General features: G+C 35.8%; 13 protein-coding genes. 5 read left to right on the top strand and 8 right to left on the bottom strand.

Features of this window, described 5'->3' with window-relative positions:
- Positions 1-803: 803 nt before the first annotated feature.
- The 6 genes from IQ226_RS15570 to IQ226_RS15545 all read right to left on the bottom strand — a co-directional run bounded on the left by IQ226_RS15570 (position 804) and on the right by IQ226_RS15545 (position 10,172).
- Positions 804-4,568, bottom strand: coding sequence for a TaqI-like C-terminal specificity domain-containing protein (locus IQ226_RS15570; protein ID WP_193896779.1), 3,765 nt, complete (start codon positions 4,566-4,568; stop codon positions 804-806).
- Between the two features lie 69 nt (positions 4,569-4,637).
- The gene (locus IQ226_RS15565) at positions 4,638-5,252 is read right to left on the bottom strand and encodes a type I restriction endonuclease (RefSeq protein WP_228039473.1); all 615 of its coding nucleotides are present in this window, start codon (positions 5,250-5,252) and stop codon (positions 4,638-4,640) included.
- Positions 5,253-5,425: 173 nt separating this feature from the next.
- On the bottom strand, positions 5,426-8,875 hold the full coding sequence (locus tag IQ226_RS15560) for a helicase-related protein (RefSeq protein WP_193896777.1): 3,450 nt from the start codon (positions 8,873-8,875) through the stop codon (positions 5,426-5,428).
- A gap of 433 nt (positions 8,876-9,308) precedes the next feature.
- Entirely contained in the window at positions 9,309-9,665 is a 357-nt protein-coding gene (locus tag IQ226_RS15555) for a Uma2 family endonuclease (protein ID WP_370567164.1), read from the bottom strand.
- A 61-nt stretch (positions 9,666-9,726) separates the two neighbouring features.
- On the bottom strand, positions 9,727-9,930 hold the full coding sequence (locus tag IQ226_RS15550; RefSeq protein WP_039204838.1) for a hypothetical protein: 204 nt from the start codon (positions 9,928-9,930) through the stop codon (positions 9,727-9,729).
- Positions 9,931-9,968: 38 nt separating this feature from the next.
- Positions 9,969-10,172 carry a Uma2 family endonuclease gene (locus IQ226_RS15545; protein ID WP_370567163.1) on the bottom strand — a complete coding sequence of 68 codons (204 nt, stop codon included), beginning with the start codon at positions 10,170-10,172 and terminating at the stop codon, positions 9,969-9,971.
- A gap of 183 nt (positions 10,173-10,355) precedes the next feature.
- Here IQ226_RS15545 and IQ226_RS15540 point away from each other — a divergent pair, with 183 nt between their 5' ends.
- The 5 genes from IQ226_RS15540 to IQ226_RS15520 all read left to right on the top strand — a co-directional run bounded on the left by IQ226_RS15540 (position 10,356) and on the right by IQ226_RS15520 (position 19,936).
- Positions 10,356-15,686 carry a chemotaxis protein CheB gene (locus tag IQ226_RS15540; protein ID WP_193896775.1) on the top strand — a complete coding sequence of 1,777 codons (5,331 nt, stop codon included), beginning with the start codon at positions 10,356-10,358 and terminating at the stop codon, positions 15,684-15,686.
- A 254-nt stretch (positions 15,687-15,940) separates the two neighbouring features.
- Entirely contained in the window at positions 15,941-17,215 is a 1,275-nt protein-coding gene (locus IQ226_RS15535) for a diguanylate cyclase (RefSeq protein WP_193896773.1), read from the top strand.
- A 255-nt stretch (positions 17,216-17,470) separates the two neighbouring features.
- Positions 17,471-17,614: a DUF3368 domain-containing protein gene (locus IQ226_RS25610; RefSeq protein WP_271776133.1), complete on the top strand. Its 144-nt coding sequence runs from the start codon at positions 17,471-17,473 to the stop codon at positions 17,612-17,614.
- Positions 17,615-17,938: 324 nt separating this feature from the next.
- Positions 17,939-18,526: a hypothetical protein gene (locus IQ226_RS15525; RefSeq protein ID WP_193896771.1), complete on the top strand. Its 588-nt coding sequence runs from the start codon at positions 17,939-17,941 to the stop codon at positions 18,524-18,526.
- A 255-nt stretch (positions 18,527-18,781) separates the two neighbouring features.
- Positions 18,782-19,936, top strand: coding sequence for a phosphate/phosphite/phosphonate ABC transporter substrate-binding protein (locus tag IQ226_RS15520; RefSeq protein WP_193896769.1), 1,155 nt, complete (start codon positions 18,782-18,784; stop codon positions 19,934-19,936).
- 168 nt (positions 19,937-20,104) lie between these two features.
- Here the strand turns inward: IQ226_RS15520 and IQ226_RS15515 are convergent, their stop codons facing one another.
- Together IQ226_RS15515 and IQ226_RS15510 are read right to left on the bottom strand one after the other, a co-directional pair.
- Positions 20,105-20,839, bottom strand: a complete 735-nt coding sequence (locus tag IQ226_RS15515; RefSeq protein WP_193896767.1) for a class I SAM-dependent methyltransferase — start codon at positions 20,837-20,839, stop codon at positions 20,105-20,107.
- A gap of 378 nt (positions 20,840-21,217) precedes the next feature.
- A complete protein-coding gene (locus IQ226_RS15510; RefSeq protein WP_193896765.1) occupies positions 21,218-21,580 on the bottom strand; it encodes a hypothetical protein in 363 nt (120 codons plus the stop codon).
- Positions 21,581-21,917: the final 337 nt, after the last annotated feature.

Here is a 21,917-nt window from a genome sequence, read left to right as displayed (position 1 = left end):
ATCCGTTTAATCCGCGTTCAGCATTTTAATTGTCTATTTACTATAACAGATAACTTAATCCGCGCAATCTGTGTAATCCGTTTAATCCGCGTTCAGCATTTTAATTGTCTATTTACTATAACAGATAACTTAATCCGCGCAATCTGTGTAATCCGTTTAATCCGCGTTCAGCATTTTAATTGTCTATTTACTATAACAGATAGCTTAATCCGCGCAATCTGTGTAATCCGTTTAATCCGCGTTCAGCATTTTCATTGTCTATTACTATAACAGATAACCTAATCCGCGCAATCTGTGTAATCCATTTAATCCGCGTTTAGCCTTTTTATTTAATAAACGGTCAGAATCACGGATTATACGGATTAAAGGATTTCACGGATTTTAATTGTCTATTACTATAACAGATCACTTAATCTGTGGAATCTATGTAATCAGCTTAATCCGCGTTCAGTCTTTTTATTTAATAAACAGTCAGAATCACGGATTATACGGATTAAAGGATTTCACGGATTTTAATTGTCTATTACTATAACAGATAACCTAATCCGTGCAATCTGTGTAATCTGTTTAATCCGCGTTCAGCATTTTAATTGTCTATTACTATAATAGATCACTTAATCCGCGCCATCTGTGTAATCCGTTTAATCCGCGTTCAACCCTTTGATTATCTGCATTTCTTGGTCTGTTAATCCATACAGTCGCGCTACTCTTTCATCTATTTCTTGTTCCCATTGTTGGCAGTTTTGACCTTTGGTATTGAGACATTTCTGCACTAATTCTTCTATTGCTTTTTGTTCTTTTGATCATTTACTTTCCAAGATAGGTTTTAAAATGTCAGGACTTCTGACAGCAAATAGTTTGATGCGGTTAGGAACTTCATTATTTGGATCTGTCCATTTGGTATAAAGTTGTTCAATTACTTTTTGTTTTGCTGTATCCTCTAAATTTTCAAATACTTGGCCTTGCATTACTTCTTCAATATCTCTTTGTATAAATTGAATAACATCAATTTCTTTTTCTCTCATGTGGTCAGGAAAGTAGATATCAAAGGTTGCTGCATTTATGATTTCAATAAATTGAAAATAATGAGAATCACCAGATAAATGGTGTATTATTTGTGAAATAAAGCTAACTGAAAATGAAAAATCAGCTATAGGTAACTGATCCATAAATGTCTTGGAAATATTAACAGTTAGATCAGAATTATTAGAGAAATTGTTAGCATAATACCAGTTAATAACATCACTATTTATTAATGCGGCTATAAAATAATAATATGTTTTAAATTCGTCTTTTAAAAGCAAGTTATTAGTAGAGGCAAATGTTTTTAACTTCTTTGTATCAACTGCACAAACCAATGGTCTACTTCCTCCACTAATTCTTTGAATGACTATTTTATTGTCGGAATACCATAGATAATCAGGTCGAGTTCTATGTATTTCTTCAGGGACCCAATGCAAAAAATTAGATGGTTTATTTATAAAATATCTTTTAATATCTTTACCTTCAACAAGAGGTACTCTACAGTCTCCTGGTTCGCCAGAAATTAAATATTTATGGGCAACAATACCCTCAATATTATCCCTACAATATGACTGCAATATTTTTTTACCGTTAGAAATATTTTTAGATAAGTTTGATAGTTTTTCATCCATATAAATATTAAATGAATAACTAACATTTTTTAAAAATTGAGACTGATCAAATATTTTTGTTTCAAATTCAGATTTTTCAATATCACTAATTTCAGTAATAATTTTAGTTTTTGAAGTTGTAGTTCTATTACTTAAAGCAAGAACTACAGTTGAGGCAGTAACATTATCAAATATACCACTACCTAAATCCACAACTTGTTCAATGTGAGAAGTTTCTAATAAATAGCGTCTAACAATATCATATGTTGTTGTTCTTAGAATATTATTGGGTACAATGTATGATAAGTAACCATTTTTCTTTAGAAGAAATAAGCCTTTTACAATAAATATTGCGAACAAATTAATTTTCCCTGATTGATTAGATTTTGATTTTTTACCTCTAATCATTTTAGAAAAATACTCGTCTTCAATATATTTTTTAAAACTGCCATCAAATTCAACATCACGAGTAAAAACATAAGGCGGATTACCAATTACAATATCAAAACCATCTGAAATATCAAACATCCATTCTGAATCAAAGAAAGGAGAAGAAATATTTTGGTTGTATGGGTCCCAGTTTGCTAATTTATTTGCAGTATCGGCTGGCAATCCATTGCTGTGTAAAATGGCAGCAATTTTTTCTCTCAAAGCCTGATCTTGATCTCTCAATTTGCGCTTATGACTAGGAGATTTAGAACTAAATAAACGATGCCTTACCTTCTTCAAATCTGCTTCTAATTTCTCGATTTCTGGCGTATCAAATAAATTTAACTGTCCATCTGGTTTCTCAATTCCTATCAAAGTATTAGCCGCCACAAACTTAGTTTCGAGGTTAGGCAAAGGACGAATCCCAAAATTATCCTTACTCGGATCAACTTTTTGATCAACCACCAACGAAATAAAGAACCGCAACTTAGAAATTTGGGTAGCAATAGACTGGATATCTACCCCATAAATACAATTTTCAATCAGATATAACTTACGCCCATAATCTAACTCATTATTAGCAAAAGCCTCCTCAATATCCTGAATTTGGGCTTGCAAATCTTGAATACCTTGCTCCCGATATTGAGCGTCTTCTAACTCCTCTAACTGACTAATAGCTGCTTCAACTCTGGCAATTTGACGGTGTTTCCATTCCGTATTGTTCGGGTCAACCTTAAATAAAATATGTACCATCTTTTGTAAAATTCCCATTGGGAAAGCACCCGAACCACAAGCAGGATCAAGAATAGTACATTTATCCAAAGCCTTAATAATTCGTTTCTGAACCTCAGCATTTCCTTCAAATGGATTAACAGCATCAAAAGAAACAAGTTGATGCAATTGCCGATCTAAATCTTCCTCTTTATATCCAGAATCTTGATTAAATAACTCATTTTTTAGATAAGCAATGAGACTTTCATCCACCATGTAATTAACAATTTCACGGGGCGTATAAAAAGAGCCTGTTTGTTTTCTCGCCGTTGTCTTTGTTTCAGGGTTATAACTAGCCAAAAGATTCTCAAATACCTTACCCAACAACTCAGGATCAAGTGCTACATCTTCTTCAATCGGTGTATTTTCTGTAATTGTAAATTTGTAAGCCTTGAGAATATTAATTAAACCCTTTACTGCCACCTCTTTAGTTGTTTTATTAGTTACGCCATAATCTGCACTTAAATCAACTTTTTCCTCAATACCAAAAAACAAATAATCAGGGACAATTAACTGCTCATGTTTAGGTAAATTATCCGAAAATCCGTCAATAAAAATGTTATTTGTTTTATCATCCAAACATTCAAATAAACCACCATTTAAGAAAGGAACAACACTATTCACCATTTCTACAAACTGATCTGAATTTTGGAAATGTTTTTCATAGCGCATCAAAAAATTAGCGTCTCTATTCTGTCCATAATACTCATTCTTCCGAAAGCCTCTCACACGATTATCATGGCTTTCCATTGGTTTAATTGGACAGTTTAGCGTCGCAAAAAACAGATTTTGTAAAATCGCTTTGTAATAGATACTATCTTGATTTACCTGCTTAAATAACCCTAAATCATGATAGGGAGAGATATTTTTAAGAATGTTCGTTTGTAAATCATCAAGTTCAAAAAGCTCTGGAGGAATTAACCCTTTTTCTTTAATAAACCAAACAAAAAGCAATCGTGTTAGCAAACGGATCACATTTTTAGACTTGTGTTCTTTGTGCAAATCTTCAAGACTAACTTTTTTATTCTGAGCTTCAATTAATGTAGGCTCTGACGGAAATGTGACACGCCCCACTGCCCAAAAATACCAGTTAGAAAGTTCTCTGTAAAAATTCTTATTCAGCAAACTAACATCAAGAACCTTTTGCCAATATTGATATAACTTAGCAAAAGAATCTACCCGATCCTTACCTTGTTTGGGAATTGCCAACTCTGCTAAAATACGTTGATGTCCTGAATGTGGTTGTGTAATATCAATATCTCTTAACAGAGTTACTTTTCCCGCTTTTTCACCTTCACGATTATCCTTATATTTTAATCTTTCAGTATTAGCAAATGCTAGATAATTGCCATATTTAAAAATAATCACTACAGGAGTATAACAAAACTCCCGATTAAAAGCCCGTGATATTTCTGCTAAATGCGATCGCGTGGGTAATAAACCACTATCACGATTATTTAAAGTTACCCCAAAAATCAAAATTCCATCATAATCAGATTTAATTTGATCAATCTCTAAACCTTGCTTTTTACTAAAAGCTGCATCATCAACTAACCCAACAAAATAAACATCATTAACCAACCTAAAAGATTCATTATCTTTATAGGTATTCTGTAATATTTCCTTTGCCGAAGTTGGCTTATCATCTATATAATTAATAGGTACATTTAGCCCACCCAAAAAAGCCTTTAAAGCGGGTAAAAAATCCATTTCATTAAAAATAGTTAGTTTCATAGTTAACTCCATAATTAGTTAATCCGTGCAATCTGTGTAATCCATTTAATCCGTGATCAAATTCATTATTTATAGATTCTGGAAGGATTTGAGAATTTGCAGCACGCGATAGAGTTCATTACTCGATCGCTTAAAAAGTGAAAAATCATCAGAAAGATCGTATTGAGATTGTTGCAGCTTAACAAACATAAAATGATCGCCGTTGGTAACGAGTCCATAAGTTGGTTTATCACCATTTGGGCTTGCTGTCATGTAGGTAAGAGCTTGTGGTACTGCCACTAAAAATGAAAAACTAGAACGCTTTGCTTCCACTAAAACTATCCATAAATTGTTATTCAAAACTAAAGCATCAATTCTTCCGTGATAAGTAACACTACCATCATAATCGCTAATCTCAACTGACTGCTCACTTCGCAAACTAAAAGGTGATTCCAGAAAACCTGCTAAAAATAGTAATGGTGAAACCATCAACAAATTTACTGTTCCCTCAGACAAACAGCCTTGATTAATATGATATATATAAGACCCTTTGATCCGATCTAAAGTTGTTTTTTCGGTATCTTCTAATTCTTCAAAATCTCTACACCATTCCATGAAAAAGTCTGGATCATGCGATCGCCTTAGTCCTAACTTTATCTCTACATCATAAAGTGATTGAATATTTTCTGTAACTGCAATAGTCATAGTTATTTACTCCCAAAAACTTCTGAATCACGGATTAAAGGATTTCACGGATTTTGATTTTTCGTTATGCTACAAGTCCGCGCTATTACTAGTTTATCTATCTTTGTCTATAACTATAACAGATCACCTAATCCGTGCAATCTATGTAATCCGTAAAATCCGTGTTCAGCATTTTATACTGTAACTAACACCCAACTGATTAAATCGAAATTACTTAGCTGATATTTACCATCAACTGTAACATTTTGCTTAATTCTATCTATAGAAGCCTTATTACCTCTTTTTAAACCTTGCAAAATTCCCAGAGTTTCATTACCCATCGTCTTTTTGACAGAACCATCTTCCATTTGCTCCTCTTGTACTGCTTGACTGGTCAACCAAGTTTTAAGCGCGTTTACTAACTCTGCAACTGCCACCGCTTCACCGCGATCAATTGCATCAGGAACAAAACGCTCGTTATCCTTATACAAGGTTAGCAAATCTAAAACTTCTTTTTGATTTTTTAAAATTAATTTACCTGATTTATCAATGTAAATTAAATCAAACACCTGATATTGATGATCTAATTTTTTAGCTGGTTTAGCAGGATACCCCAACAAAGCAATAATACCATCATGCAAATCATGATTCAAATCATTATTCAAATCATCATGAATACCAGATTTCTGCACTGCTGTAAATCCTGTATATACACCTTTTGGTATTTGGCGATATTTATCTTTATCACGATTAAATTCTGTTAATAAATCCTGACGATATCGCTCTAAAGACAAACTATCAAAGCCTAAACCTTGATTACTAACTTCAATATCATCCCATGTAGTTTGCATTTGTCGCATCATCAGATCATTCATTTTTTGATCAAATTCTTCATCATGAGCCATCTTAGCAAAACTATCAGAAAATTGATGATCTACTTCTGCTCCTGCTAACTTCATGGCGGCCATACGCTGTTCAATTCTTCCTTGTAAATTGAGATAGGAATTAATGTTATCTGAAGGCCAGAAGTTAATCCCAAAAATTTCTTGATTAGGACTACCTAACCGATCAATCCTACCCATACGTTGGATAATTCTCACAGGATTCCAATGAATATCATAATTAATTACCATATCAGCATCTTGTAAATTTTGCCCTTCACTTAAAGCATCCGTAGCAATCAAAATATCTATGGGTTTCTTGAGTTTGTGGTAAGTTTCAGGGTGATTATCTTTAACCCATTCTTGCCATTCTGCAAAGGCTTCAAGACCTGATTTTTCAGAGGTAAAAGCCCATTCTTTTTCACAAAATAGCTTTGTATAGGGTGCAAATCTTTCGAGAATAGCCTCCATTTTCTGTTTGTGTGGGCTATCATCGGAGTATGATCCTGTTCCTGATGCGATCGCAATTTTATCAAAACCTCTAGCTTGAAGTTGTTTAAATAAATACATCGCTGTATCACGATAGACTGTAAAAATTACCACTTTTTGATTATGGTTATTTGCTCCTGATTTACGCTTTTTGATAATCTCTATAATCAGTCTTTCTAACTTATCATCACAGGATTTAAACTGCTGGGATTTTTGAATTTCTTTATCAATTTTTATAGCAAACTTTTGTAAATTAATATACAGCTTATCGAGAGCATCTAAATCTTTTTTGAGATCCTCTTTAAACTTATCTAAATTACCAGATTGATCAATTTCTGCAATACTGATAGGGCGTTTTTTACCTAATGTATATTCTTCCACTATTTGAGTAAAATCATCATTTTCATCATTTTCATTTTCTAAAGTATAAACATCATCTTCTAATAATAAGGTTTTTACCTTGTTTGCTTGATAAAGTTTAATTTTATCTAAAGCATTTTGATGATGATCTTTGATTTTTTCTACTGTTGAGTAAAAGGAAAACCAAGAAGACTCTAATCGCTTAACCATCAAAATATAAATCATTTTCACTAAAAAGCGATCGCGTGATTTTTCATCGCGTAATATATCTTTCTTAGCGTCTTTTTTATTATCTGATTCATCATCTAAATAAAAAGCTGGCTGATATCCTGATAACATTGGTGGAAAATGATCAAACAATTCCTCAAAGGTTTCAAAATTACCAAGTTGATGTGGTGTGACAAATAAATTTTTAGGCTTGTTTTTAGTAGGAAATAGTAAATTTGTCTGTTGACCTTCCACCATTGTTCTAGTTCTGGCAACTAATAAAGAATCTGTTAACCTAAAAAAATCATTACCTGAGAGCTTTTTAATAAAATTGCCAATTTGAGGGTTTGCATCTCTGCGCCACTCGTTAAATATAGTCTGTGCTTGTTTAAAACAATAATCAATATTTTTTACACCTAATTTGCTATCATATCCATGTACATCACCTTGAACCATTAACTTAAATTGATTTCTCACATCATTTAAGGAATTATTAATGGGAGTTGCAGATATTAGTAAAACTTTGATATCTTGATTATTTTTTAAAATTTCATCAACTAAAAAGTTATAACGACTAGATTTATCATTTCTGAGATTATGACTTTCATCAATGACAATTAACTTAGGTTTGTCATCACAAAAAAACTTATCAGCCCGATCATTATAGGAATTTAAGCGATCGCTGTTCATATCGGTATGAAAACGAATAAAAAATTTCAGTTTATCAGATTCAAATTTTGATGCTTGATCTTCCTTATAGCGTCTCCAATTACTCTCTAACTTTTTAGGACAAAGTAATATAACTTCCCGTCCTTGCATTTGAAAAAACTTCATTACAGCCAAAGCACTCCAAGTTTTTCCTAAACCTACCGCATCTGCTAAAATAGCTCCATCATATTTTTGCAACATTCTAATTAGACTGAGAACACCCTTTTTTTGAAATTCATAAAGAGCAGAAAAAATAGCAGTATTTTCTAATCTACCAACTTGACGATTAAAATCTGGATCATTGTCAATTTCTAAAACTTGATTACCAAACAACTCAAATAATATCTTGTAGTAAATATCTCTGGGAGTATATTTAATAAATATTTTTTCAATTTCCTGAATTAGATATTGCTTAAAATCTACCTTTTTAGTTGTTCCATCTTTCAATAAGAGAGTTTTTTCTGGATGAGCTTGATGTTTATGCCAAAGTGAATCAAACCATTTTACCAACTCTTTATATTGATGATTATTTCCCGTCTCAGCAATATTCAATTCTAAATTATTGGTATGTTTTAGTCCAATTCCAGCCTCAGTTAAATTGGAACTACCAGAAATAAAATACTTATTGCGATCGTCATCCTTCAATGGCTCAAATAAGTAACACTTAGCATGACAAAAATTCGGCTCTAAAGTTTTTGCTTTCACCTTGTCCTGTTTTAAAAACATCACAGCTTCCTGTGCCAAAAGACTAAGATTCAGAGCCGCTTCAATGGTAATATTTTCATTTAGTAAATCTAAGGGGCGATTTTCAATTTTATCTAAGTTAACAATATCGCCAAGCACTAATCGAAATTTAGCAATTTTATGATTAATTTCCTGAGAAAGATAAGCTAAAGCCCCAACAGTAAAATAACCTGTAACAATGTCTACAGTACCTTCTTCTGTGTAGTTTATAATCCACTCATGAACCTTCCGATATTTTTCATTGTCTAATATCATTTAGCCTTTCCTTGTAAAGAGGGTAAATCTCGCAAGTGTGTTATTAGCAGCAAGTAGTAAATCAAAATTAAGTATACTCCTATTTGACTGTATACGTTATTTTGCGGGTAATCCAGAAAAAATCGGACAAGGTATTATGGCAAGTCACTACACTTTAGTGCCAAAACGCTAAATGACTGCTTTCCGATGCAAACAAAATTATAGTATGTTTAGAGCTAACGCTCATATACGGCAACAAAATTGCCGTAATACCATACCAACATACTTATACTTTGCTGAAAATGAACTCTTTCTAAATCGCGCTACTACACAACTAAAAACGCATAACTAGCTCAACAATAGGCAAATTTTAACTATAGAATTTGTTGAACGCTTAATTAACTGTAACGAACCAGCTTTAAAAATTACCGCTATATAAATCGTGAGTCAGCTTTTAGAAATTAATCCGACGATAAACTTCACCAAGAGGAACTTCTACATTTAAACTATGTACTAATATAGACTGATCAATATGATCATAAACTTGCCATTGCCAGCGAACTGCTTGCAGCAGCGCTTCCCTATCATAACCTTCAGTAGAGGGTGATAAAACTTCTACAATTACTAGAGGATTGAGAATTTCATCGGTGCGATAGCTTCGCTCGCCGCAGGCATCGCCATTAAACTCTGGTTCACCATTAATTACAAGAACATCAGCATAAGTACCATGATTAAACTCAGAAATCCAGATTCTTAAGTCCCCATTATAAGTTTGAAAATTAGTATCTCTGAGAGGTGACGTACTCCACACACTCCCTTTCAGGTGAGTGTGGGCTTCTCAGTGACTCCTCTATGAGGACATTAACTGAGCTTTAAGACCGTGCGCCCCACGGTTCTTTGGTTTTGAGATTTGTTTTTTGTTTTGTAGGCTGCATTTCTGCATTTAATTGGACTACACCTACTTTTTTATAATAACATAAAATCAATATTTTGTTCGTTTCGTCGCTGTAGCCTTCTTTGTTTTCGCTACGCTCAAATACAATTTGGGCTACGCAACTCAACTCACGCGCATTCATCCCACGCTCCTAAGAGTGAGACGTGGGGCTTCTGCTGATTAAGCTAAATTAAGTAAAGTAGTAATATTGACGGTAAGACGACTATGAACTTCTGAACCTCCAGCCATTGCAATAATTTCCCCGTTACGATATTCATGTTTTTCTACGGCGGTTTCCTCCATTACCCGATACTCATCTGGAGTGAAGTGAGTTGTTGTTATATCCTGGGCAATACTGGGGGGACTGGTTTGAGTAATAACCACGATCAAACCTCATGAATAATTGGGTTTATTTTAAGACAGTTCTTCCTTATCAACTTCATGATAACAAATTTTCAATCAATTGTCAAGACCTTAAATACTATTTTTCGCGCTCGGATTTTCGGAATCGTTGCTTTGATAACCTACAATAGATAGTTAACTAATAAAATTAGGAGTTTATAAGTAGTGTCTGAAGAGACTAAGACCCATTGCTTCGTAGTTGGCATTGGAGCTTCTGCGGGGGGACTACGAGCATTAGAAGAATTTTTTGATAATATGCCCGCAGATAGTGGTGCAGCCTTTGTTGTGGTGCAACATCTCTCTCCAGACTTTAAAAGTTTAATGAAAGAACTGCTGGAACGTCGGACTCGCATGACAGTGAAGCGGGTACAAAGCGGAATGCAGATTGAACCGAATACAGTATATTTAATTACGCCTCAGAATAATTTAGTTGTTAATGATGGGATTTTAGAGTTAATTCAGCAAAGTGAACCACCGCGACAGCAGCCGAATTTCCCCATTGATATTTTTCTCGATTCCCTATCTAGAGATAGAGGAGAACAAGCAATGGCTGTGATTCTTTCCGGGACGGGAAGTGATGGGACAAGGGGGATACAAAGCATTAGTGAGTCTGGTGGGTTGACGTTTGTGCAGTCACCAGGGACAGCAGAATTTGATGGGATGCCCCAAAGTGCGATCGCTACAGGTATTGTAGATCAAGTGTTACCACCGGCAGAAATGGCGCGGACGATTTATGAAATCATCCAAATGCAGCGTCAAGGTGCGACTCAGGGGGAATCCCTCCTCCCAGAACTAGAATCAGAAAAACTCCGTGCGATTATTCAAATTCTTAATCAATACGAAAAGCTCGATTTTTCCTATTATAAACCCAGCACCCTCAGCCGCCGCATCTACCGCCGTTGTTCTCTGAGTGGACATAATCTCTTAGATGAATACGTAGAATATTTGACTACTTCCAGTGAGGAACGGGCGCTGCTACGGGATGATTTAATGATTGGGGTGACAAGGTTTTTTCGAGATTCTCAAGCCTGGGAATACTTAGATAAAGAAGTCTTACCCGAATTAATTAGCCCTTTGGAAAATGGTCAACAGTTAAGGGTGTGGGTAACAGCTTGTGCAACTGGGGAAGAAGCCTATTCTATGGCGATTTTGATGGATGAGGTCATCAACCGCTTAGGAAAACAACTGAGTGTCAAAATTTTCGCCACAGATATAGATGCAGCCGCTTTAAGCAAAGCCGCAGAGGGAATATATCCTGAAAGTATTAGTATTGATGTTTCTCGTAAACGTTTAGAAAAATATTTTACCTTCCGTAACCGTAATTTCCATGTGTCGCGGGCGTTGCGGGAAATGATTATTTTTGCTCCCCACAATTTGGCGAAAAATGCCGGATTTACGCGAATGCACCTGATTAGCTGCCGCAATGTCCTAATTTATATGCAGCCAGTTTTGCAACAGCACGTGATGAGAATGCTGCATTTTTCTTTAATGCACAAGGGTATTTTGTTTTTGGGTGCAGCGGAAACACCAGGGGAATTAATTGAAGAATTTAGTCCCCTGTATGAGAAATTTAAAATTTATCAAAAGCGGCGAAATGTGCGTTTACCAATTCTAAATCAAAATTTAGAATATATAACTCCCGTCGTGGCTCGTCCTAGTCAAACCAGACGGGGAAATGTACAATTTGATCCGGCTTTGGGTGCCGCTTTTAGTGCTTTTGTCCGCCGCAGACAATGTACCTGCTTGTTAGTTAATGATGATTTGGAACTGTTCCACGTCGTTACTGATATGGTACAGATCATGCAAGTTCCAGAGGGACAAATGACCAGAGCGATCGCCGATTTAGTCCCAACTACCCTAAAATTACCGATTAATACTGCCCTACATCGTGCCAAACGCGAACGAAAAACTGTTCTTTACGGTAATATTCACTTAAATCAGGGCGATAATATTCGCAGTGTCAATTTAGAAGTTACCTATCATACGGGAGATACCCGCATGACAGACTTCTTCATGTTAATAATTGAAAATGAAGAACGTCCTTCTTTACCCAACCGTCCCGAAGCTTTTCAACAGGACGCGGAAGCAACTCAACGCATTCTCGATTTAGAATACGAATTACAGCAAACCAGAGAAAACCTCCAAGCCACCATTGAAGAATTAGAAACCACCAACGAAGAACAGCAAGCCACCAATGAAGAACTACTGGCTTCTAATGAAGAATTGCAAAGTACCAACGAAGAACTACATTCCGTTAACGAAGAACTTTATACAGTTAATACAGAATATCAAACGAAAATTCGTCAATTATTAGAATTGTCCAACGACGTGGATAATTTACTCAGGAGTAGTGAAATTGGCGTAATTTTCCTAGATAGAGAATTGCGAATTCGGAAATTTACTCCCGCAGCCACAACCGCTATTAACCTCTTAGAAACTGATGTTGAACGCCCAATTCAGCACATTACCCATAACATGAATTGTCCCAATCTGCTGGAATTATTACAGCGGGTAGTGGAAACAGAACGACCCATTGAACAAGAAGTGAAATTAAACAATACGGATGTTAACTTATTGATGCGTTTATATCCATACCTTAGAGATGATGGACAAACGGATGGGGTAGTCATTACCTTTGTGAATATCAATGAAATCAAGCAAGTCCAGGAAGCTCTACAACGCCGCACGGAGGAATTAGAAAAACTTTATAATACAAATCCGGTGGGGTTGGTACTCCATGACGAAGAATTGCGATTTGTGCGAATTAACGAAGCAATGGCGGAAATTAATGGTTTATCAGCTAATGCACATATTGGTAGACAACTCCGAGAAGTATTACCAGATTTAGCAAATCGAATTGAACCGATTTTATATCAGGTATTAGCAACAGGAAAATCCGTTCGCAATGTAGAGATTTCTGGGTTTACACCTTCCCAACCAAATGTTCAAAGACATTGGATTGCTAGTTATTATCCTGTTAATCAACTTGATGGTGGTAAAGCTGTCAGTTCGGTAGTGGTGGAAGTTACCGAACTTAAACAGGCACAAATGGCTTTGTTGCAAAGTGAAGAACGATTACGAGCTTTGATGAATTCCAGCCAAACCATTTTATTTAGTTGTGAACCCATTGGAGATTATCGAGCTACCTTCATTAGTGATAACGTGCAGTTGATTCTCGGTTATTGTTCAGAAGTGTTTTTAGATGAAACTGGTTTTTGGTACGATTATATCCATCCCGAAGATAGAAATCGCGTACTAGCTGGATTGAATAGGTTGGAATTTGACAATAGCTATTCCTTAGAATATAGGTTACACTGCGCTAATGGTGACTATCGCTGGTTTTTTGCTCAGTTGCGGTTAATTAGGGATCAAGAAGATGAGCCATTAGAGTGTGTAGGCTATTTAGTTGATATTAGCGATCGCAAAGCTGCTGAAAAGATTCTCGAACAACAGGTACAAAGAGAACGACTATTAAAACAAATCACCGACGAAATTCGCCAAAGTCTCGAACCGGAAAAAATCTTTGAAACCTCCGCAAACCGTATTGGTGAAGCCTTTGGAGTAGATCGTTGTTTCCTGCATACTTACGAACTTGAACCCACAGAACATTTACCAATAGTAGCAGAATACTTGAGCGGTGATATTGCTTCCCTTCAAGGAGTCCTAGGACCTATTGCCGGTAATCCCCAAATTCATCAAATCCTTCAGCAAGATACAGCGATTATTATAGATAATGTATTTACGGATCCACTGGTATCATCCAGCATAGAAACTTCTGAAAAAATTGGTCTAAAATCAATATTGGCAATTCGCACATCCTATCAAGGAAAAGCCAACGGGCTGATTTGTTTGCATCAGTGTAATTACCAACGTCATTGGATTACTGAAGACATTGCTCTGTTAGAAGCCGTAGCTGCTCAAGTGGGAATTGCGATCGCTCATGCTAAACTTCTACAACAAGCCGAACAGAGACAAATAGAACTCGCTCAACAAAACCTAGCCCTAGAAGCAGCCACCGAAAAAGCTCAAGCCGCCAGTCGCACCAAAAGTGAATTTCTGGCCAACATGAGCCATGAAATTCGCACACCCATGAACGCTATTTTAGGATTCTCCGAACTATTACAAAATCTCGTCAGTGATGATTTAGCCCAAAGTTATCTCCAAGCCATTCAAACCAATGGCCGCACCCTACTAACCCTAATTAACGATATCCTGGACTTATCGAAAGTTGAAGCTGGGAAACTCAAACTCAACTACGAATCTGTCAATCTTCCCTCACTGCTGCAAGACATTCAACAAATGTTTTTGCAAAGAGCCAAAGAAAAAGGATTATTTTTAAATCTGCAAGTTGATGAATCCATTCCCGGAGAAATATATATTGATGAAGTCAGGTTGCGACAGATTTTCGTAAATGTTGTTGGTAATGCGATTAAATTTACCGAAAAGGGTGGTATTACCATCCATGTCCATAGCCGCATTAACCCTAATATTCCCAATCATGCCCACTTAGAAATTGCCGTTTCTGATACAGGGATTGGAATTTCTCCCCGTGATCAAATTTTGATTTTTGATGCTTTTCGTCAAAGTCAAGGACAAAGTAATCGCAAGTACGGCGGAACCGGGCTAGGATTAACTATTAGCCGCCGTCTAACGCAAATGATGGGTGGTACTGTTGAGGTAACAAGTGAGTTGGAACAGGGTAGCACCTTCACCTTAATATTTCCCGAAATTACAGTCACTCAAACTACAGCAAGTTCACCATCATTCACCCCAGAAAATCATGATTTAAGTCAATTTCCGGCTCTGAAAATTCTCATTGTTGATGACGTACAATCTAACCGAGATTTACTCCAGGCCTATTTTAATGCTACTGCTCACCAAATTATCATGGCAGACAATGGGGCGATCGCTCTGAAATTAGCCATTGAACATCACCCTGACCTGATATTACTAGATTTGGTCATGCCGCAAATGGATGGAATCACCGTTTTGCAAGCCCTGAAGCAAAATCCCTCCACAGCGGATATTTGCGTGATCATCGTCACAGCTTCCATTCAAGAACAGGACTTTGAAGAATTACAACCCTTAGCTCAAGGATTTCTCCGCAAACCAGTTAGTCGCCAGGATCTTTTTAGTGAGTTGCAACGTTTATTCCCCGCGCAGTTATTGGTAGACTTAAAATCTACCTCCCAAACACAAACCATCATTTCCGCAATGCCGCCCCAGTCCTTAGAAAAGTTACCAGAACTGATAAAATTATTACAACAGGAAGAAGCATCTGTCTGGAAAACCTTACACCAAACCCTGCTAATTGACCAATTACGAGCTTTTGCGCTGCGATTACAAAATTGGGGAGAACAGTATAAATGTCCTGATTTGATAGAATACGCTAACACGCTAAAAAACCAAATTGATACCTTTGATTTGGCTCATTTGGCTGACACCGCTGCTAACTTCCCAGAGATTAGCAAAAAGTTACAAAAATTGCTACCATAGAACATTATTATAAATTCTACAAATATAGAAAGCGACTGGAAGTCACGGCTACACAAACAAAGTCCGTCTGCACGGACTAAGGAAAAATCAGAGTTTTGAACCCACGCAGGTGGGTTTTGTCTGTGTAGATGGGGTTTTTAACCGCCGCTTTCATTCTCAAAAAAAATCAGAAGTTTGAACCCACGCAGGTGGGTTTTGTCTGTGTAGATGGGGTTTTTAACCGCCGCTTTAATGTTAAGTTAACTATATAAATAATGGAAAAAATTGCTTTTAATCCCCAAGATTGTACAATATTAATTGTTGATGACCTGATTCAAAATATTCAAGTTTTAGGAAGAACCCTAGAAACACAAGGATATTCTATTACCTATGCTTTAAGTGGAAAAGAAGCTCTCCAACGTCTGCAAGCAATTCAACCAGATTTAATTTTATTAGATTTATTAATGCCAGAAATGAGTGGCTTGGAAGTTTGCGAACAAATTAAACAAAATCCAAATTATCATCATATCCCAATTTTATTTCTAACTGCTAGTCACGAAGAAGAACATTTAATAGAAGCCTTTGCCAAGGGCGCGGCTGACTATGTAACCAAGCCTTTTCGAGCTACAGAATTATTAGCCCGTGTGCAGACACATATTCAATTGAAACGTCAAACCAGACAATTACAACAAAGTGAAAATAAACTCAATACCATCGTTACTCATATCAAAGATGGAATTTTAATTGTTGATGAAGCAGGAGTTGTGAAATTTGCTAATCCGGCTGCGGCGCAAATGTTTGATAGACCGTTATCTGATTTAATTAATCATGAATTGGGACTACCAATTGTAGTAGGAAAAGTTGCAGAACTTGATATTATAAGCTCCTGTGGCATCTTCGGACGTGCAGAAATTACTGTTGGTAAAACTGAATGGTTAGATCAAAAAGTCTCAATTGTTTCTATGAGAGATGTGAGTGAACGCAATCAAATTGAGAATAAATTAAGAATTGCTTTAAACAAACAGAAATTACTAAGTCAGAAATTAAAAAAACTAGTAAATACTGATGTCTTAACTGGAATTGCCAATAGACGCAACATTTTAGCAACTTTGAAAAAAGAATTTCAACGAACTCAACGTTATCAGGAAACTTTCTCAATTTTAGTAGTTGATATTGATCACTTTAAATTTGTCAATGATTCCTATGGACATCCCATTGGTGATCAAGTATTAAAAGAAATCTCTCAACTGTTAGTTAAATGGTTACGAAATGTAGATACAGTTGGACGTTTGGGAGGTGAGGAATTTATGATCATTTTACCAGCGACAGAGTTACAAGAAGCAATGGAAATAGCTGAACGTCTATGTGAGCAAATTCGTTATTTAGAGATAGATACTACTTTTCCCGCCATGAAAATTACTATCAGTATTGGCGTAACTGCTTATCAAGCTCATGATAAAACTGATACGGATGTATTAAAGCGTGCAGACGAGGCTCTTTATCGAGCTAAAAAGTTTGGACGCGATCAGGCGATCGCCATTTCTGGGTAAAGTAAAATCAGCTAAATCGGGTCTAAATTGAAAGCCATAGTTTTTTCTACATTTGAGAGCCTCGAATTGCCGACAACATAAACACCCTGGAAATTTCTGGATACACACTGTTTTAAACTTTCTGGAAGTCCAGATTTAGAAATTTTAGATCCAGGAGAAACAGCAGCTATTCTTTTAGCGAAAAAAGAAAATGCCAATTTAATTATTATTGATGATGGACTAGGAAGAAAAATTGCCAGCGAACGCGGTTTAAAAGTGACTGGTTTACTGGGAGTTTTAGAGCAAGCAGCATCTCAAAATTTAATTGATTTACCTGATGTTATTAGTCGTTTACAAAAAACAAGTTTTCGAGCTTCAGCATCATTGCTAAATTCTTTATTGAAGCGTCATTCTTATTAAGAAACATGATTTATTTTTTTTCAGGACTTATGCAAAACATCACGAAAGTAGCGGTAATCCATGAATTACCCCTACACAATAATCAGGGTTTTGGTAACATCGTGCGTAAGTCCTTTTTTTAACTCCTAATCAAATGCTAGAACACTTTATCCAGGAACTAATTCGGAAACAACGCCCCTACTACCTACTACAAGGTAATCCCATCAAGGGTATGATCTTTATTGATTAGCGATCGCTAAACTATTACATGGCCAATACTTCAGATTATTAGATTTTTATTTTCATACCTTGATTCAGCAACGCCTAAATTCTTAGAGGAAAAACATGAACCTAAAACGATTATTTTTAACAGCAGCCATAACGACTTGCATTGTCAGCACTGCCACCCAAGCCAAAGCCGATACTTACAGGGCTGGGAAGTTCACAGTTACTATAAATGCTAATACCTACCTTGGTTGTGATGCTAAAGGAAACTGCATCAAATTAGAAGACGGTACAGGATGGCAAGATCAAGGTTATCGGGGTACTACTTGGAGTAATGGGGATTATTACTACTCGGTTTCTTGGAAAGAAGATTCTGATGAGGGGATGTACTTAACTATTGTCAACAAGAATAAACGAATATTCCGCGAAAAACTGGTATCAGTTCCAGAAAATGTCCCTAAAGTTGAGCTTAAATGGGCTATTTGGTGTGATATTGTCAATATCAAATCTGGACAATTAGCACTGCGGTTTGAACCCAATGGAAAATCCAGAGCCGGTTTAAATAATGGTAATCATGTTTTACTCAAGAAACAAGAGGGGATTTGGGCTTATGTGAATGTGATTAGGGGACCAAATAAGAAAGTTGAGGGCTTGAAAGGCTGGGTTAATTCTAATTATCTTTCTTGCACTAAAGAACCCATTGATTAGCTGAAATTATGCCCTGTTCATAAGCGATCGCGAAGCGCTGCTGCAAGCAGTTCGCCTCCCTCGCTATAGACATCGCCCTCCACCAAATTCTCAAGGAAAAAAAGTAATGGCATATTGGTTATTTCAAAGTAACCCCAAATATTCCAAAAATTTGTCAAAAATTAATGGTGTATCCAGTCAACAAGCAGATTAATTGTAAACATACAGGTCGTATCTATTATGCCCAAGTTTAAAAAAAACTGGCAGGAAGAGTTTATGAAAATAATTGTCAGATTAGTGCTTTTAGCATTTGTTATTTATTTGTTAATAACACCGATTTTTAGGTTCTTTTTTCCACCAACAATACAAGCAAGCTCTTTAACCATAGGTATTTTGTGGAAACCCAGTGAGTATCAAAAGTTAACTACTTACCTGCGTTCCCATTCCCAAATTGGTAATAAAGTACAAATAGTTATTGATGGTGATGAATCACTGCCATATGAAGAAGCTAGAACCAGAATGATAAATAAAGAATGGGATATTGCCTTTACTTTATCGCCAATACTTTCAATAGCTGCTAAAAATAACGATTATCATTATGCAGCAACAATGTTTCCTAATAATCCTCCATATTACCAAGCTACGTTATTCACCAAATCCAACAGTAGTATTAAATCTCTCAGTAATTTAAAACCTACAAATACTATTGCTATGGGAGATTTCAATTCAGCATCTAGTTTCTATGTAGCTGCTTATGACCTATTTGGTAAAACCCTAAGAGTAGATATGGGGCATAAATCATCAAAAATCAAAGAATTAGTAAAAACCGAAAAAGCTGATGTAGGTGCTGCGGCTTATGAAGCAGTTAAAGATGACAAAGATTTAAAAATTATTCACCTAAGCAGAAAAATTCCCGGTGCTGGTGTTTATCTATCACCTAAACTTTCTGGATCAGATCGTGAGATTATCACAAAAGTTCTGCTTGATGCACCTCCTGAGATTAAAAAGCAAGCTAACTATGGTAGTGCTAAAGAACCTGATTACTCGCAGTTGATTAAGATTTCTTATAAAGCTGAAGACGTTTTACGATGTGCAAATTTTCAAAAGAATCCGGTCAACTTTTACTGTCCCCCTTCAGCACCTCCTTCAACACCTCCTACTGGTGATACTTCAGAAATATTAGGGCAAATTAATGGCTGGACTAAAGTTAATGATGAAACTGAATCTTTCAAGCTATCAGGAAAAGATAATAAAGCTTATGAGATAATTATACCCAGAAAAACCCTTGATCAAGTTCCTGGTGCTTCTAATGCAATTTCTTTACAAGGTAAACAAGTCAAAATTATTAATGTTATACCCCAAAAACAAGGGGGAATACTTAAACTAAGAATTGCACAGCCTAATCAATTAATTGTCTTAGGTAATGATTAACGATACCTACAAATAACAAAGCGATCGCCCCTACTAAATTCTTGAGGGAAACAAGGGATTCCTGCGGAGTGCTTTGCGATCGCGAAGCGCTGCTGCAAGCAGTTCGCCTCCCTCACCATAGACATAGACGCAAACATGGATATTAAAACGATGGTGAATTTTGTAGATTTACTTAAAACATTCAATACCAATTATTGGCACAGAATCAAGGAAATCTTGCCAAAATTCTTGCCCAAATTCTTTTATTCCATCAGGTGAGACTATTGGTGATTGCCAGCGAACCTCTTTAAAACCGACACTCTGAAATGCCCATTCATGAGTGGGAATGCTGAGGTAATAGTTATCAAAGGTGAATTTATGATTATTAATAAATGTATATTTTATGGGCGTACCTTCGATTAGTGGTGAATCTATACTTTTAATAAATCCATATTTTTCAGTTTTCAGATATGATATAGGTGCTTGAGAGGGATTGTTGTTAATAGTAACAAAACGACCACCAGGTTTAAGATTGGCAAATATACTTTCACACATTTTGAGTAATTCTTCTGGACTTCGGGCATAATTTAGGAGATAGGAAGCAACTACCAAATCAAAGCTGCCTATTTCACCGAGTTCAAGTACATCACCAAGAATATATTCAATATTTTGAAATTTTCTAGTTTCTTCTTCTCTTGCCAATTCAATTATTTTTTGGGAAATGTCTACCCCTACAACCTTTGCTGCACCTTGATCTTTGAATTTTCGGGAATAAAATCCTTCTCCACAAGCCAGATCCAGAATTGATTTTCCTGCCAAATTGCCAAGCATATTAAAATATGTATATGCTTCTATATGTAAACGAATTGGCAATTCTTTGGATTCTTTATACTCTTTGGCTATGGAGTCATAGTTACTAGCCATTTTTATATCCTGCTAGTTAAAGAAATTGGGTCTTGAATTCAAAGTTAATCTATCAAATTCTCAAATGAGTTTTTTGACAAATCCTTCTCAATCCTAAAAACTCAGTCCTGGTAAAGCGTCGAGTTTATTTGCAAATAATCCTGGTCGAAACGGATGATTGCAGGTTTAGGGATTTATAATTGCAGGTCGCTACACCTATGGATGTTGTTACAAAATTTCTCAATCTATTTTGAAATTAAAAACTTTGAATTTATGATAACTCTAAAATTTAATTATTCCTACGAAGTGCCTTGCAATAGCGAACTATTTGCAGCAGCACTTCGCGATCGAAATTCTTGAGAGAAAATCTAAGAGATCCTTGTATTCCAAGAGATAAAATTAAATACTACCTTTGTAAAGAATTGGAGTATCAGTAGCAACAGTTATACCATTTCCTTCCTGACGAAAACTTGCTGTTTTTGTGGGATCTACTTTTACTAATACAGGTTCAAATCCGGTCTTTGATGTGTTATATATAATGTATTCTCCATCATAAGTACCTTCTGTACTAGGTTGTAAAGTTTGCAGTTGTGCTGGTACATTTGCCCCTAAATTATAAAAACGCCTTGTACCTCCTGAATCATTTCTAATTGTAAACCCTCCAACAATACTAGAAGACTCTTCAGCAGTTAATTCTATAAGTAGTGTGTCTTTTTGCAGACTAATATTTGCGGTTTTGTCAACTGGATTTGAGATAATCATAATGAACCTCATTAATCAGTGCTAAATGATTCAATATTGCTATATTTGTCAGACCAATGCTTGAGTCTAAGGTCATAAATTGAATTATGTCTTTAGATCAATACTATTGCCAATTTTCCAAAATATGTCTGAAATCCAATAAAATTGTGACGATATCAATAGGGTTTCAGGGCTTTGGCAATAGTAATAGTATTGATGATCAAAGCATATTTCATCAGCAATTCTCATTTTGGACTAAAACTCGTCTCAGTTGGAAAAACTTGAACAAAAGAATAGGCTTTTTAGAGAACGCTATTAAGAAATATTTTTAATAGGTCGCGCAAAATTTCCAAAATGA

Origin of the sequence: Dolichospermum sp. LEGE 00240 (assembly GCF_015207875.1) — a bacterium.
GTDB lineage: Bacteria > Cyanobacteriota > Cyanobacteriia > Cyanobacteriales > Nostocaceae > Dolichospermum > Dolichospermum gracile.
The sequence above is the reverse complement of the archived record's forward strand: the minus strand, read 5'-3'. Positions and strand labels throughout refer to the sequence as shown.

Bases quoted from the DNA above. Each gene is read 5' to 3' on its own strand.
- IQ226_RS15510 (WP_193896765.1), bottom strand. From the start codon at position 21,580: ATGATTATCTCAAATCCAGTTGACAAAACCGCAAATATTAGTCTGCAA.
- IQ226_RS15515 (WP_193896767.1), bottom strand. From the start codon at position 20,839: ATGGCTAGTAACTATGACTCCATAGCCAAAGAGTATAAAGAATCCAAA.
- IQ226_RS15525 (WP_193896771.1), top strand. From the start codon at position 17,939: ATGAACCTAAAACGATTATTTTTAACAGCAGCCATAACGACTTGCATT.
- IQ226_RS15565 (WP_228039473.1), bottom strand. From the start codon at position 5,252: ATGACTATTGCAGTTACAGAAAATATTCAATCACTTTATGATGTAGAG.
- IQ226_RS15560 (WP_193896777.1), bottom strand. From the start codon at position 8,875: ATGATATTAGACAATGAAAAATATCGGAAGGTTCATGAGTGGATTATA.
- IQ226_RS15535 (WP_193896773.1), top strand. From the start codon at position 15,941: ATGGAAAAAATTGCTTTTAATCCCCAAGATTGTACAATATTAATTGTT.
- IQ226_RS15520 (WP_193896769.1), top strand. From the start codon at position 18,782: ATGAAAATAATTGTCAGATTAGTGCTTTTAGCATTTGTTATTTATTTG.
- IQ226_RS15550 (WP_039204838.1), bottom strand. From the start codon at position 9,930: ATGAATGCGCGTGAGTTGAGTTGCGTAGCCCAAATTGTATTTGAGCGT.
- IQ226_RS15570 (WP_193896779.1), bottom strand. From the start codon at position 4,568: ATGAAACTAACTATTTTTAATGAAATGGATTTTTTACCCGCTTTAAAG.